15 protein-coding genes are annotated in these 16,163 nt (G+C 36.5%); all 15 read left to right on the top strand.

The genetic code is table 11. From position 1 onward, the window contains the following. Positions 1-138 precede the first annotated feature (138 nt). The 15 genes from nupO to spoVS all read left to right on the top strand — a co-directional run bounded on the left by nupO (position 139) and on the right by spoVS (position 15,781). Entirely contained in the window at positions 139-1,680 is a 1,542-nt protein-coding gene (nupO, locus tag IEV74_RS05335; protein WP_188454332.1) for an ABC transporter ATP-binding protein, read from the top strand. After that, positions 1,667-2,713, top strand: coding sequence for an ABC transporter permease (locus tag IEV74_RS05330; protein WP_188454331.1), 1,047 nt, complete (start codon positions 1,667-1,669; stop codon positions 2,711-2,713). The genes nupO and IEV74_RS05330 overlap by 14 nt, the downstream gene beginning before the upstream one ends. After that, positions 2,714-3,667: an ABC transporter permease gene (locus tag IEV74_RS05325; protein ID WP_188454330.1), complete on the top strand. Its 954-nt coding sequence runs from the start codon at positions 2,714-2,716 to the stop codon at positions 3,665-3,667. Positions 3,668-3,817: 150 nt separating this feature from the next. After that, the gene (yfmF, locus tag IEV74_RS05320) at positions 3,818-5,107 is read left to right on the top strand and encodes an EF-P 5-aminopentanol modification-associated protein YfmF (protein ID WP_188454329.1); all 1,290 of its coding nucleotides are present in this window, start codon (positions 3,818-3,820) and stop codon (positions 5,105-5,107) included. Continuing rightward, complete coding sequence (yfmH, locus tag IEV74_RS05315) at positions 5,100-6,383, top strand: EF-P 5-aminopentanol modification-associated protein YfmH (protein ID WP_188454328.1); 1,284 nt, start codon at positions 5,100-5,102, stop codon at positions 6,381-6,383. Before yfmF ends, yfmH begins: the two co-directional genes overlap by 8 nt. A gap of 9 nt (positions 6,384-6,392) precedes the next feature. Then, positions 6,393-7,109: an elongation factor P 5-aminopentanone reductase gene (gene ymfI, locus IEV74_RS05310; protein WP_188454327.1), complete on the top strand. Its 717-nt coding sequence runs from the start codon at positions 6,393-6,395 to the stop codon at positions 7,107-7,109. A gap of 75 nt (positions 7,110-7,184) precedes the next feature. Continuing rightward, positions 7,185-7,439 (top strand): DUF3243 domain-containing protein, encoded by a 255-nt coding sequence (locus tag IEV74_RS05305; protein ID WP_188454326.1) that lies wholly within the window; start codon positions 7,185-7,187, stop codon positions 7,437-7,439. A gap of 290 nt (positions 7,440-7,729) precedes the next feature. Next, a complete protein-coding gene (locus tag IEV74_RS05300; protein ID WP_188454325.1) occupies positions 7,730-8,521 on the top strand; it encodes a DUF3388 domain-containing protein in 792 nt (263 codons plus the stop codon). Between the two features lie 17 nt (positions 8,522-8,538). Continuing rightward, on the top strand, positions 8,539-9,459 hold the full coding sequence (locus tag IEV74_RS05295; RefSeq protein ID WP_188454324.1) for a helix-turn-helix domain-containing protein: 921 nt from the start codon (positions 8,539-8,541) through the stop codon (positions 9,457-9,459). 75 nt (positions 9,460-9,534) lie between these two features. After that, on the top strand, positions 9,535-10,113 hold the full coding sequence (gene pgsA / locus IEV74_RS05290; RefSeq protein WP_188454323.1) for a CDP-diacylglycerol--glycerol-3-phosphate 3-phosphatidyltransferase: 579 nt from the start codon (positions 9,535-9,537) through the stop codon (positions 10,111-10,113). Next, a complete protein-coding gene (locus IEV74_RS05285) occupies positions 10,113-11,357 on the top strand; it encodes a competence/damage-inducible protein A (RefSeq protein WP_188454322.1) in 1,245 nt (414 codons plus the stop codon). The genes pgsA and IEV74_RS05285 overlap by 1 nt, the downstream gene beginning before the upstream one ends. A 176-nt stretch (positions 11,358-11,533) precedes the next feature. Beyond that, positions 11,534-12,568, top strand: a complete 1,035-nt coding sequence (gene recA / locus IEV74_RS05280) for a recombinase RecA (protein WP_188454321.1) — start codon at positions 11,534-11,536, stop codon at positions 12,566-12,568. A gap of 318 nt (positions 12,569-12,886) precedes the next feature. Further along, on the top strand, positions 12,887-14,446 hold the full coding sequence (gene rny / locus IEV74_RS05275) for a ribonuclease Y (RefSeq protein WP_188454320.1): 1,560 nt from the start codon (positions 12,887-12,889) through the stop codon (positions 14,444-14,446). A gap of 102 nt (positions 14,447-14,548) precedes the next feature. After that, on the top strand, positions 14,549-15,346 hold the full coding sequence (gene ymdB, locus IEV74_RS05270) for a 2',3'-cyclic-nucleotide 2'-phosphodiesterase (RefSeq protein WP_188454319.1): 798 nt from the start codon (positions 14,549-14,551) through the stop codon (positions 15,344-15,346). A 174-nt stretch (positions 15,347-15,520) separates the two neighbouring features. Further along, positions 15,521-15,781, top strand: coding sequence for a stage V sporulation protein SpoVS (gene spoVS, locus IEV74_RS05265; protein WP_099158171.1), 261 nt, complete (start codon positions 15,521-15,523; stop codon positions 15,779-15,781). Positions 15,782-16,163 lie beyond the last annotated feature (382 nt).

The following is a 16,163-nucleotide window of genomic DNA, read 5'->3' as shown; positions in this document are numbered from 1 at the left end:
GAAAAGGGCTGGATTAACCAGCCTTTTTCAACCTAATTAATCAGGAAAATCTTTAAATGAAAAGTATAACTTATTTCCGGCCTTTTCATTTGGTGGTTTTTTTGTGCCAGTAATATTTATTAAGAGGGGTGAACAGTAGTGGACTACGTAATTGAAATGCTTAATATACGTAAAGAATTTCCGGGCATAGTTGCAAACGATAATATAACCGTACAAGTGCAAAAAGGTGAAATACATGCATTATTAGGAGAGAATGGTGCTGGAAAGTCAACTTTAATGAATGTACTGTTTGGTTTGTACCAGCCGGAAAAAGGTGAAATTAAAGTTAAAGGAAAAAAAGTAAATATTACCAATCCAAACATTGCGAATGATTTGGGAATAGGTATGGTTCATCAGCATTTTATGCTAGTAGAACCTTTCACAGTTACACAAAACATTATTTTGGGCAATGAACCGAAAAAGAAAAGCGGAAAAATTGATATTAAAAAAGCGGAACAAGAAATTCAGGAACTTTCAGACCGCTATGGCTTGAAGGTAGATCCCACAGCGAAAATCAGTGATATTTCAGTAGGCATGCAGCAGCGTGTTGAAATTTTGAAAACGCTATATCGCGGTGCTGATGTGCTGATTTTTGATGAACCAACTGCCGTGCTTACTCCACAAGAAATTAAAGATTTAATAGAGATTATGCGTTCATTAATAAAGGAAGGCAAATCCATTATATTAATTACACATAAGCTAAAAGAGATTATGGAAGTGTGTGACCGTTGTACCGTCATACGAAAGGGTAAAGGAATCAAAACATTAGATGTCAAGAATACAAATGTCACCGAACTTGCCTCATTGATGGTTGGTCGTGAGATTAGCTTTAAAACAGAAAAGACTGAGGCAAATCCGAAAGAGACAGTATTAAAAATTAATGATTTATTTGTTAAAGATACTAGAAAGGTAGATTTAGTTAAAGGTCTTAATCTTGAACTGCGTGCCGGTGAAATTGTTGGAATAGCAGGTATTGATGGAAATGGTCAAACGGAACTTATTGAGGCAATTACTGGCCTTCGCAAAACTGAATCCGGAACAATTATGCTTAATAATAAAGATATAACGAATATGAAACCGCGTAAAGTCACTGAAAGCGGTGTTGGACATATACCGCAGGATCGTCATAAATATGGACTTGTTCTGGATTATCCAATAGGTGAGAACATGGTTTTGCAGACATATTATCAAAAGCCTTTTTCAAAGGGAACAGTTTTGAATTATAAGGAAATTTATAAAAAGGCGAATAAATTAATTAAGGAATATGATGTTCGTACACCTAGTGAATATACAAAGGCCCGTGCTCTTTCTGGCGGTAATCAGCAAAAAGCAATTATTGGCCGTGAAGTTGATCGTTCACCGGACCTGTTAATTGCTGCACAACCAACTAGAGGATTAGATGTTGGAGCGATAGAATTTATTCATAAAAAATTAATTGAAGAACGCGATAAGGGAAAAGCAGTTCTATTAATTTCGTTTGAGTTAGATGAAATTATCGATGTAAGTGATACAATTGCTGTTATGTTTGACGGAAAGATTGTTGCAAAAGTGAAGCCGGAAGAAACAAACGAACAGGAATTGGGACTTCTCATGGCAGGTAGTAATAAGACTGAGGCAGGTGATAGGAATGGCATCAAATAAATTGTTCAATATACTTGTACCAATTATTTCTGTTTTACTAGGTTTAATTGCTGGTGCGATCATTATGCTCGTTTCAGGATATAACCCAATCGCTGGATATACGGCGTTATGGAATGGAGCATTTGGCGATTTATATTTCATGGGAGAAACCGTTAGACAAATAACACCATACATTTTAACAGGTCTTGCAGTGGCATTCGCATTTAGATCTGGTTTATTTAACATTGGTGCAGAAGGACAAGTTATAGTAGGTTGGCTTGCGGCGGTATGGGTCGGTCTTGCTGTAGATGCACCAATGATAATCCACCTGCCTTTAGCTATTATAGCTGCTGCAGCTGCGGGGGCAATCTGGGGATTTGTACCTGGTATTTTAAAGGCTAGGCTAGGTGTGCATGAAGTTATTGTAACAATCATGATGAATTATATTGCATTATATTGTACAAATGAAATCATTCGAAGTGTACTGACAGATAATATGGATTCAACTGATATTATCCCGCCTTCTGCATCATTAGCTTCAGAATGGCTGCAAGGTTTAACCTATTTTTCTCGTATGCACTATGGAATATTAATAGCATTGTTTGCTGCTGTGGTCATGTGGTTTATTATGCAGCGTACAACGATTGGATATGAGCTAAAAGCAGTTGGGTTCAATCAGCACGCTTCTAAATATGCAGGAATGAAGGTTAGTAAAAATATTATTCTATCAATGGCAATTGCTGGTGCATTTGCTGGTTTAGCTGGTGCGATGGAAGGATTGGGAACGTATGGTTCAATTTCTGTCATGTCCGGATTTACCAACTTAGGATTTGATGGGATCGCGGTAGCATTATTAGGAGCAAATACTGCCTTTGGTGTTGTGCTGGCAGCTATATTGTTTGGTGTATTAAAAGTAGGAGCAATCAATATGCCAACAGGTGCAGAGGTACCAACTGAACTTGTTGATATTATTATTGCATTAATTATTTTCTTTGTTGCATCAAGTTATATTATTAGATGGATTTTACTTCGCTTTAAAAAGGAGGGGAAATAAATGATAGATATATTACAATCAATCATTCCACCAGCACTTTTCTTTTCAGCACCTCTTATTTTTACAGCGTTAGGCGGGGTATTCAGTGAACGGTCTGGTGTTGTTAATATTGGTTTAGAGGGATTAATGGTGATGGGGGCATTTGTTGGCATCGTATTTAATTTAACATTTGCTGATGTATTTGGTGCATGGACACCATGGATATCAATAATTGTTGCGATGATTGTTTCTGCTATTTTTTCAATTATTCATGCAGTCGCGTCTGTATCTTTCAGGGCGGATCAAGTTGTCAGTGGTGTTGCAATCAACTTTCTGGCACTTGGCTTAGGTGTTTTCCTGACGAAGCAATGGTATGACAAAGGGCAAACCGATATGGTTACGAAACCATTTTATACTACAGATATACCATTATTGAGCAAAGTCCCGGTAATTGGTGATATATTCTTTCAAGATATCTATCTGACTTCATATTTAGCAATTGTATTGGCATTTGTTGCATGGTATATACTCTATAAAACACCATTCGGATTACGGTTACGGGCAGTTGGTGAACATCCGGCAGCAGCAGATACGAATGGTATTAATGTATACAAAATGCGTTATATAGCGGTCATCATATCTGGTGCGCTGGGCGGCTTAGGTGGATCAGTATTTGCATTGACTATCGCACTTAATTTTTCACATGCAACAATCGTAGGACAGGGTTTTATGTCGTTAGCTGCAGTAATATTCGGTAAATGGCATCCGCTCGGAGCGATGGGGGCAGCATTATTCTTTGGTTTTGCACAGAGCTTAAGTGTTATTAGTGCAGGTGTTCCATTCTTGGAGGACGTGCCGCAAGTATTCTTGCTAATCGCCCCATATGTATTGACTATCCTTGCATTAGCAGGATTTGTAGGACGTTCAGAAGCACCTAAAGCGAATGGTGTTCCATATATTAAAGGCAGCAGATAATGTATGTAAACTGACTTGATTATTAATACTTTCAAGTCAGTTTTTTAATTTCTCCCAAAATAGCTTATAATAAAAGGAATAGATATGATCAAAATTGAAATAGTAAGGAAAGGTTATTTGATTTAAATACATAGTAATGGAGGAAACGGTATGAACAAAGTTACGGAAGAGGTCTTGAATAGTAATGGTATTAATATACATATTGTACCATCAAAAAAATATAAAACCATTAATATTGTAGCTAAATTAAAAGCATCGTTACAACGTGAAACAATAACAAAAAGAGCATTGCTTCCTTATATATTGCAACAAGGTACAAAATCATATCCTAGCAGTACGGAATTACAAGTGAAATTAGATGAACTTTATGGGGCAGTGTTATCAATAAGCGGTGCCAAAAAAGGAAATAACCACATCATTACGATTCGTTTAGAAGTAGCAAATCACAAGTTTATAGCTGATCAGTCCCCATTATTTGAAGAAGCGCTGGAATTATTAAATGAAATAATTTTTCAGCCAAATACAAAGAACGGTGCTTTTGCAGAGTCTGTTGTTGGTCGTGAAAAAGAAACACTTAAGCAAAAAATCAGTGCAATACAGGATGACAAAATGAGTTATGCAAATATGCGATTGATTGATGAAATGTGCGAAGGTGAAGCATATAGTTTACATGTTCATGGATATGAAGAGGATCTTTCTTCCATAACCCCGAACAATTTATTCACCTATTATCAAACTCTAATAAACGAAGATCAATTGGACCTTTATGTATTGGGCGATTTTGAAAGTGAGACGATGAAACAGAAAATTATCAATCATTTACGACGTGATGAAGCTAGCGTTTCTTCTATCCAGGAAGATAATTTATCAAAAAAACAGGATGAACCTAAAGTTATAATGGAAAAACAATCTATACAGCAAGCAAAACTGCATTTAGGATATCGTACAAATTGTACCTATCAGGATGATGGTTACTTTGCATTACAGGTTTTCAATGGTATATTTGGCGGGTTCCCAAGTTCGAAATTATTTATAAACGTTCGTGAAAAGAATAGTCTGGCATATTACGCCGCATCACGAATTGAAAGCCATAAAGGATTATTACTTGTTTTTAGTGGTATTGCTCCAAAAGATTATGAAAAGGCGAAAGAAATTATCGAGCTTCAAATGGCTTCCATGAAGAATGGTGAATTCACCGAGGATACGATGAATGAAACGAAAGAATTAATAGTTAATCAATTGTTAGACACTATGGACCACCCGCAAGGATTAATTGAATTGTTATATCAGCAGGTAGTCGGTAATAAGAAACTTTCACCAGAACAACTAATTATGAATATTAAACAAGTAACAAAAGAGGACGTAATTGCTATTGCCGATAAGATTGACCAAGACACTGTATACCTATTGACAAACGACGGGGGTAATTCCAATGATTAAACAACCATATGCTGATATTGATGAAACGGTTTTTTCTGAGCGCTTTGATAACGGATTAACCGTATATTTGCTGCCAAAACCGGAAATGTCCAAAACGTATGGTATCTTTTCAACAAATTATGGATCCATTGATCAAACTTTTGTTCCAATAGCTGAAAATGAACAAATTACCGTCCCAGAAGGTGTTGCCCATTTCTTGGAACATAAGTTGTTTGAAAAAGAAGACAGGGATGTGTTTGCCGATTTTGGAAAACAAGGTGCTCAAGCAAATGCCTTTACCTCTTTTACAAAAACAGCCTATTTATTTACAGCGACAAATCATATTGAAAAAAATGTTGAAACGTTAATTGATTTTGTTCAAGATCCGTATTTTTCAGAACAATCGGTAGAGAAGGAAAAAGGCATTATTGCACAAGAAATTACGATGTATAATGATCAGCCTGATTGGCAGGCATTCATGGGAACAATTAAAAGTATGTTTAAAAAACACCCGGTTATGATTGACATTGCAGGGACTGTAGAATCAATTCATTCGATTACAAAAGATGATTTGTATACCTGTTATAATACTTTTTACCATCCCGAAAATATGACGTTGTTTATTGCGGGAAATTTTGATCCAGACAACATGATGAAATTAATAAAAGAGAACCAAGCAAAAAAGAATTTTGCAAAAATGGATGAAATTAAACGTGAATTTCCGGATGAACCAAAAGAAGTGGCAATGAAAGAAAATAAAATTATTATGCCTGTATCCATTCCTAAATGTACGATCGGAATTAAGGAGTCGTCTGAGAAATTGAGTGGAGAAGAATTTTTATGTAAGGACCTATTCCAAAATATGGTATTGGATCATTACTTTTCAAAAGGTGGATCATTTTATCAAGCATTATATGACGAACAGCTTATTGATGCCAGTTTTTATTTTGAGACAAATTTGGAGAAAAACTTTGGATACTCACTAATTGGAGGGAATACTTCAAAACCAGAAGAATTCACAAGCAGAATAATGGAAATGCTCCTTAGTACGAATCGTGCGGAACTTACTAACAATGAATTCGAACGTATGAAGAAAAAGAAAATTGGCCAGCTATTGAGGGCAATGAATTCACTTGAATTTATCTCAAATAAATTTATCCATTATCAAACTGTTGGGATTGAAGTATTTGAACTGATACCAGCAATACAATCGTTAACACTAGAGCAGGCAAATACTTTTCTCCGTAACTGGATTGAAGAGGAGCGGCTTTCAGTTTGTAAAATCGTAGCAGAATAAGGGGATAAAATGGGGCAAAACGTACTTATAATTGGAGCAAGCGGAGATATTGGAGCAGCAATTGCTGAGCGATTAGCTGCTGATGGGTATCATTTGCTGCTGCATTATCATTCAAATAAAAAGGCAATCGACACCTTAAGGGAAAGGTTAACTGAAGAGCGTATCTTAATGGAGCTTAAAGCAGATTTGCGTACAGAACATGGCGTGAATTTACTACTTGAAAAGCTTGTGTTGCCTGTAGATTCAATTATTTTTGCCGGTGGAAATGCCTTATATGGTTTATTTCAACAAACAAACATAATGGATATGGAGGAGATGCTTGCATTACATGTAAAAGCACCATGGGTTATTACCCGAAGTTTATTGCCGCAGCTTATCCGAAATAAGTCAGGCAATATTATCTTTATAACCTCTATATGGGGCGAAGTAGGGGCAAGTCATGAGGTTATTTATTCGTCTGTTAAGGGTGCGCAAAACAGTTTTGTAAAAGCTTTGGCAAAAGAGGTTGCACCAAGCGGTATATCAGTTAATGCAGTCAGCCCAGGATTTATTGATACAAAAATGAATGACAATATAACGGATTTGGAACGTGAGGCAGTTTTAAATGAGATACCAATGAATCGTGCAGGACTGCCAGCTGAGGTTGCGCATACAGTACGTTTTCTATTGGATGATCAGTCAAACTATATACAAGGAGAGATAATTAGGATAAATGGTGGATGGTAAATTCTTCTTTTACATGTATAAACCTGTTTGATAATCAAATACTATACATGACAAAATAAAGGAGGAGGCTATATCATGTCAGTGTTGGATAATTTCGATACTTGGAAAGATTTTTTAGCTAATAGACTGCAGCAGGCACAGCAAGAAGGTATGAGTCAGCAGACTATTTCAAATATGGCATATGAAGTTGGCGATTATCTCTCCAAACATACGGATGCAAAAAATAATGAGGAAGCAATATTAAGGGAGTTATGGAATGCAGCTTCCGAGGACGAAAGACACGCAATTGCGAATTCTATGGTTAAACTTGTGCAAGGAAAAACAAATTAACGGTTTAGTAAAGAAGCTGTCATATTTATCAGCTTCTTTATTTTTATTTGTCTGCAGAAAACCATTTAAAGCGCGAGTTGCGAATATGAATCGCGGTAATTTCAATAATTGTATGAATATAATTATGTGTAAATAGTAATGAATAGTTAATTTAGCATATTTTTCTTGGAATAACTATTTATATGAATAATCTCCTTTTCACTGAACCGAAAATCATATATTATATAGAGAGAGAGTTTAAAATTAATTCGACAGTTAAAATTATTATGGCAACTTATAAGGAGCGTATTATGGAGAAAACAGAGTGGTATCTTGAATATGAAATCCAATATAACCGACCTGGATTATTGGGTGACATCTCTTCATTACTAGGCATGTTATCCATTAATATCATTTCGATAAATGGAGTTGAGAATTCGAGACGGGGCATGCTGCTTCTTTCCAATCATGATGAACAAATTACTAGGTTAAAATCTATATTACAGACAATGGATACAATTAAAATTACGAAAATAAGGAAACCTAAATTACGCGATAAATTGGCTGTACGACACGGAAGATACATTAACAGTGATGTTGATGATCGAAAAACGTTTCGCTTTGTCCGTAATGAACTAGGTTTACTTGTAGACTTTATGGCAGAATTATATAAAAAGGAAGGCCATAAATTAATTGGAATACGCGGAATGCCGCGTGTGGGTAAGACAGAATCGATTGTTGCAGCAAGCGTGTGTGCTAATAAGCGTTGGTTGTTTGTATCAAGTACATTATTAAAGCAAACCATCCGAAGTCAATTAATTCAAGATGAATACGATAGTGATAATCTGTACATAATTGATGGAATTGTATCGACACAGAGAGCCAATGAAAAACATTGGCAATTAATTCGGGAAATTATGCAATTGCCAGCAATTAAAGTTGTCGAACATCCAGATATGTTTGTTCAATCGACCGAGTATGAATTAGATGATTTTGACTATATTATAGAGCTCCGCAGCAATGAAAATGAAGAAATCACTTACGAACCAATTGCAGAACAGCGATTTAACCAAGATAGCGGCTTTTCGGCGTTTGATTTTTAAAATGGATGGTGTTATTTATGGAAATAGGTGCAAGACTGAAAGAGGCAAGAGTTGCAAAGGATATATCTTTAGAAAGCCTACAGGAAACAACTAAAATACAAAAAAGGTATTTAATTGCAATTGAAGAAGGCAATTTTAACATTCTGCCCGGTAAATTTTATGCAAGGGCATTTATAAAAGAATATGCTACAGCAGTTGGGTTGGATCCTAATGATCTTCTCGAAGAATATAAAGAAGAGATTCCAAAAACGGAAGAAAATGATTCTGAACAATATACACGAATCCAACGTTCAAGAAAAGAAAATAATCCAGCGAAGGGTTCTGCGATTTTTTCAATTATCCCAACCATCATTGTTGTATTATTGGTTATTGGTATTATTTTTGCCGCTTGGCTTTTCTATCAAAAAACACTATCAAATGGCAGTGAAGAACCTGTAGAACAACCGGATGACAATGAAATTATTTATAATCCTGATGAAAAAGATCAACAATCAAAGGACAGTACAAACAATGAAGAATCTGCAACAGACGATACTACAGATGATGAGCAATCAGATGGAACCGAACAGGGCGAGGATGATACAGAAAACCCAGAACCTAAATTAACTGTTGTAGAGGAAGGTACGGGTAATCGTCCTGAATCAACACTTTCTTTAGAAAATGCAGGTGAGCAAGTAAAGGTAACTTTTGAATCTGATGGAGAATCATGGTTGGATGTTACAAATGAAGATGGAAAATCCTACTATTCAGGCATGGTTACTTCTGAAAATTCTCCGCTTGAAATCGATATATCAGATGAGGAGCGTGTGCGCTTCAACGTTGGGAGAGCACCTGAATTGGATATCACAATAAATGGTGTCGAGCTGGAATATCCTGTTAATCCGGAAATAGTCTCCCAATATATTTGGATCAATATTAATCAGACACCAGAACAGTAGTCATAGTAACCTAAAACCCTTCCCCTTCAATCCACTGTGGAAGGGTTTTATATCGTAAATACAGGAGGAAACGTTATGAACATACCAAATAGAATTACACTATCACGAATTTTTCTTATTCCAATTTTCATCGTGCTGCTAAGTGTTCCGTTCAATTGGGGCGACTGGCAAATCGGTGAGAACGAATTACCGATTTCCCATTTTGCAGCTGCTTTGCTATTTATCATCGCATCTGCAACTGACTGGATTGATGGTTATTACGCGAGAAAACACAATTTGGTTACAAATTTAGGAAAATTTCTTGATCCACTGGCAGACAAACTGCTTGTGTCAGCTGCGCTAATTTTATTAGTTGAGATGGGTTTAGCACCTGCATGGGTTGTAATAATTATTATCAGCCGGGAATTTGCTGTAACGGGGCTGCGCCTTGTGGCAGCTGGTGAGGGAATTGTGCTCGCTGCAAGCAAAATGGGCAAATTAAAAACAGTTACACAAATCGTTGCAATTGCTGCATTGCTATTGCATAATTTCCCGTTTTCGTATGTAAATTTTCCATTTGCAGCAATTATGCTTTATATTGCATTATTTTTCACTATTCTTTCCGGATATGATTATTTTGTTAAAAACTGGAATGTAATGAGGGATTCTAAATAATGACGCAACTAAAATCAGAAATTATTGCAGTAGGAACAGAATTATTGCTTGGTCAAATTGCTAATACGAATGCAAAATGGATCTCACAGCAATTAGCTATGCATGGAATTGATGTTTATTATCATACTGTTGTCGGTGATAATTTGCTTCGAGTACAAGATCAGTTCAATCAATCCGCTAAACGATCCGATATTATTATCGTAACAGGCGGACTTGGTCCAACCGATGATGATCTTACAAGAGAGGCGTTTCAAAACATTTCTAACGTAGAGATGGTTGAACATAAGGAATCGATGAATAAAATTGAAACTTATTTCAAAAAACAAAATCGTGGAATGACACCGAACAATAAAAAGCAGGCACGTGTTTTTGCTGGTGCCCATGTGATTGAAAACAATGTTGGAATGGCCCCGGGAATGGTTGTATCCTTCGATAATAAGACATGGATTTTTCTTCCTGGCGTTCCTAAAGAGATGAAATCAATGGTTACAAACGGTGTACTGCCCTATTTAGGAAAAATGACTGGGGATAGTAAAGTTATTAAGTCAACAATGCTTAAATTTATCGGAATCGGTGAAGCTACCCTGGAACATGAATTAAGCACGATTATTAAGCACCAGACAAATCCAACTATTGCACCACTTGCACAGGAGCAGGGAGTAGCTATTCGTCTAACTGCCAAAGCAGATACAATGGAAAAAGCGCAAGATTTAATAGAACGTACACAAAATCAAATCTTTGAAAAAGTGGGTACCTATTTCTTTGGTTTTGATGAACAAAATCTAGAGGGGAAAGTTTTCGGACTATTAAAGGAAAAAAACCTGACAATTGCTGCAGCAGAAAGCATTACAGGTGGAATGTTTACAGATAAGCTCATTGCAAATAATGGAGCATCATCTGTTTGTACAGGTGGAATTGTTTGCTATGATTCAAAAGTTAAGGAGAACGTCTTAAAAGTAGCTTCTGAAACAATTATGAATCAGGGAACAGTTAGTGAGGAATGTGCATTAGAAATGGCCGTTAATGTCCGAAAATTATTAGGATCGGATATTGGAATTAGTTTTACGGGTGTGGCGGGTCCTGATGCAACAGAAGGAAAACCTCCTGGAACAGTATATATTGCAGTTTCAATTAATCAAAATCGTGATTATGTTAAGAAGTTTATATTTCATGGAGAAAGGCAAACGATTAGGAATAAGGCGGTACAAAAAGGATATGAACTTTTGCTAAAATACGTAAAATAGCATTGTTCCCATTAAGTTTTTGCAGGAAATTCTATTTTGGATTGTGAACTTATAATGAATTTCTAGTTTTATAGAAAATAAGTTACACAAAAACGAGAACATTTATTCGATTTTTTCTTGGCAAATAATTAAAAACAAGGTATGATATAACTAGATAATTAAAGGAGGTAAGCTCGTTGAGTGATAAAAAACAGGCTTTAGATATGGCATTAAGACAAATAGAAAAACAATTTGGTAAAGGCTCAATTATGAAGTTAGGTGACCAGGAGGGACAAAAAATTGCAACGATTCCAAGTGGTTCTTTAGCATTGGATGTTGCATTAGGCATTGGTGGTTATCCACGCGGGCGCGTAGTTGAAATTTATGGTCCTGAATCATCGGGTAAAACGACTGTAGCGTTACATGCAATAGCTGAAGCACAGCGAAAAGGCGGACAAGCAGCGTTTATCGATGCTGAACATGCACTGGACCCTAATTATGCTCGTGCTTTGGGTGTAAATATCGATGAATTGCTCTTATCACAGCCAGATACAGGTGAACAGGCACTGGAAATCGCTGAAGCACTTGTGCGGAGTGGTGCGGTTGACATTATCGTGGTAGATTCTGTAGCAGCCTTGGTTCCGAAAGCGGAAATTGAGGGAGAAATGGGAGACGCTCACGTGGGGTTACAGGCCCGCTTAATGTCACAGGCATTAAGAAAGCTATCTGGGGCGATTAATAAATCCAAAACAACCGCCATTTTTATTAACCAAATTCGTGAAAAAGTCGGTGTTATGTTCGGTAATCCGGAAACTACACCAGGTGGCCGTGCACTTAAATTCTATTCATCTGTTAGACTAGAGGTTCGTCGTGCAGAAACACTTAAACAAGGTAATGATATGGTAGGGAATAAAGCAAGGATAAAAGTAGTTAAAAATAAAGTTGCTCCTCCATTTAAGCAAGCTGAGGTTGATATTATGTATGGGGAAGGTATTTCAAAAGAAGGTGAAATACTTGATATCGGTTCAGACCTGGATATCGTTTTAAAAAGTGGTGCCTGGTATTCTTATAATGAAGAAAGACTAGGTCAAGGCAGGGAAAATGCAAAACAATTTTTGAAGGAAAATGAAGATATTATGGCGGAAATACATGATGCTATCCGCAAGCATTATAATTTAGACGAAACTGACGAAGCTGTCGGTGAAGAACAACAGGAAACACTGGATGTATAAATAATTTTTATAAAACCTTTGCAGACAATTAAATTTGCAAAGGTTTTTTGTCTTTTTCATGACTTTTTGGATAGAATGGATATAGACAAATACTAATTAATAATTTGGTATTATGTTCCTGCGGTTTAAAAGGAATTTATTCGAAATAGTCTTTTTAAATTGTGACGTTTCCTTGACATTGGCTAAAATGGCAATTAAAATTAATATGTATAATTTTATAATTTTTATTATACAATTTTTGTCATTTATTACTATTTGATTTTTGTACATGCCGACAATAATGAATTGTACAACTTTATAGCAATAGGAGGTGAAATCGTGGACATTACCTTAATCATCTCCATTTTGCTTACCCTAATCGTCGGTATTGTTGTTGGTTATCTGATTCGTAAATCTATAGCTGAAGCTAAAATTTCCAGTGCAGAAAAGTTAGCTAAGCAAATAGTAGATGAGGCTCATCGGAATGCAGATGCCGCTAAGAAAGAGGCACTTCTTGAGGCGAAAGAGGAGAATCATACACTTCGCCAGCAGATGGAACAGGATCTGCGTGAGAGACGAAATGAATTGCAAAAACAAGAAAATCGTCTAATGCAAAAAGAAGAGAATCTGGACAGAAAAAGTGAAACACTGGACAAGCGAGAACTTTTATTAGAAAGAAAGGAACAATCGCTAACAGAAAAACAACAACAAATTGAAGAAATGGAAAGCAAAGTGGAAGCTATGATCCAAGAGCAGCAAACGGAGCTTGAACGCATTTCGGGATATACTACTGACCAAGCAAGACAGGTAATTTTAGAACGCATCGAACAAGAGGTTACACATGAGTCAGCGTTAATGATCAAAGAAGCTGAGAATCGTGCGAAAGAAGAAGCTGATAAAAAAGCGAAAAACATTCTTTCCCTAGCGTTACAGCGCTGTGCTGCGGACCACGTTGCTGAAACAACTGTATCTGTTGTAAACCTTCCAAATGATGAAATGAAAGGCCGAATCATCGGACGTGAAGGTCGTAATATACGTACATTAGAAACGTTGACTGGTATTGATTTGATTATCGATGATACACCAGAGGCCGTAATTTTATCCGGTTTTGATCCGATCAGAAGAGAAACCGCTCGTATGGCATTGGAAAAACTTGTTCAGGATGGCAGAATTCACCCTGCGAGAATTGAAGAAATGGTGGATAAAGCCAGACGTGAAGTAGACGAATATATACGAGAAGTTGGAGAGGAAACAACGTTTGAAGTTGGTGTACATGGTCTACATCCAGACCTTGTGAAGATACTCGGTCGTCTAAAATATCGTACAAGCTATGGTCAAAATGTGTTAAAGCATTCCACAGAAGTGGCATTCCTATCAGGGCTGCTTGCTGCTGAATTAGGTGAAGATGTAACACTTGCAAGAAGAGCGGGTCTTTTGCATGATATTGGAAAAGCTATTGACCATGAAGTAGAAGGCAGTCACGTAGAAATTGGCAAAGAACTTGCAATGAAGTATAAGGAACATGAAGTTGTTATTAATTCAATTGCTTCCCACCATGGTGACGAGGAACCAACATCAATCATTGCGATCCTTGTAGCTGCTGCGGATGCACTATCTGCCGCTAGACCTGGGGCTAGAAGTGAGACACTTGAGAATTATATTAAGCGTTTAGAGAAGCTTGAAGAAATATCTGAATCATTTACTGGTGTTGAGAAGTCGTTTGCAATCCAAGCCGGACGTGAAATACGCATTATAGTTAAACCTGATGAGATCGACGACATTGAATCGGTTCGAATTGCACGCGATATACGCAAACGAATTGAAGGTGAACTGGATTATCCAGGACATATAAAAGTAACGGTTATTCGAGAAACAAGAGCAGTTGAATATGCTAAATAAAAGCGGTCAAGTTGGCCGCTTTTATTTTTTGGAATAAAATTGACAATACATATTTCATTATGAAACACTTATGATACTTTAATAGATAGGATGATTTTGAAGATGAAAATATTATTTATCGGTGATGTAGTGGGTTCACCAGGACGTGATATGGTCAAGGAATACTTACCAAAATTGAAAGAAAAATATCGCCCGCATATGACAATAATAAACGGTGAAAATGCGGCATCAGGTAAGGGGATTACAGAAAAAATTTATAAGCAGTTTTTGGAGTGGGGTGCTCAAGTTATTACAATGGGAAACCATACATGGGATAAGAAAGATATATTTGAGTTTATTAACGACGCCAAATATATGGTTCGCCCCGCAAACTTTCCGGAGGGCACCCCAGGAAAAGGAATTGTTTACTATAATTTAAATGGAATAGAAGTAGCGGTTATTAATATGCAAGGGCGAACTTTCCTGCCTGCTCTTGATGACCCATTTCGTAAAGCAGATGAGATGATTAATAAAGCTAAACAACGTACAAATTTGATTTTTCTTGATTTCCATGCTGAGGCAACCAGTGAAAAACAGGCGATGGGCTGGTATGTCGATGGAAGGGTAAGTGCAGTAGTTGGAACACACACACATACACAAACAGCTGATGAAAGAATTTTGCCAAAGGGAACAGCATATATTACGGATGCAGGAATGACAGGTCCCTATGATGCAATTTTAGGAACCGATAAGGACGCTGTATTGAAAAAGTTTCTAACTAATTTGCCAGTACGTTTTGAAGTTGATAAAAAGGGAAGAACACAATTAAATGGCTTCTTAGTAACTATTAATGAAAAAGATGGATCCGCATCAAAAGTAGAGCGAATTTTGATAAATGATGACCATCCGTTTTTTGGGTAATAGACTGCAACATTATAAAGCTTTATCAATGTGTAGCAATACTCTGTTCATTACCATTCTCACATAGACTATTTGAATTTTTAGAATCATTCCTGCATAATAAGGTAATAAGCTATCATCTCCAAGAATATAGTAGCATTAGAACTACAATAGCAAATGAAGGAGGTACTAGTAATGGATATATTAAAAGTGTCAGCAAAATCAAGTCCAAATTCAGTAGCAGGCGCACTTGCGAACGTCTTACGAGAACGTGGCTCAGCGGAAATTCAAGCAATCGGCGCAGGTGCATTAAACCAGGCCGTTAAAGCAGTAGCCATTGCCAGAGGATTTGTAGCACCGAGTGGAGTTGATTTAATTTGTATTCCAGCCTTTACAGATATTATGATCGATAATGAAGAACGTACTGCGATTAAGTTAATAGTGGAACCTAGATAAAATTTAAATAATTGATAATAAGTGTTACGTAATCCGTAACACTATTTTTGTGTCTTTAAAAGTAACTTTCTTTCTTGAAAAAGCTTTTTTATTTGTAAACATCCACCATGTATTGTTTAATTTGCTTATAGGCTTTATACTGATATAATGTACGTCTATGTATAAAAAGTTTTTAATAAAGTTAGGTTGGAAATATAAAAGGCGGGTGAGAAGTTAATACAGCAATCAGTTTTTCTTGAAAAAATTTAATTCCGACTTTTTGCCACCGACCTTTGGAAAAACGAAGGCTTAATTTGAAGCTTTCCTAATTACAGAAAGACCTGCTGTAAGATGTCAAGAAGAAAATAAATAAATATTTAGTTATCAAGGTACAATTTGCTTA

The sequence above is a fragment of the Virgibacillus oceani genome (assembly GCF_014638995.1).
GTDB classification, from domain to species: domain Bacteria; phylum Bacillota; class Bacilli; order Bacillales; family Amphibacillaceae; genus Virgibacillus_E; species Virgibacillus_E oceani.
Note: the sequence above shows the minus strand (reverse complement) of the source record. Positions and strands in the feature narration are given on the sequence as shown.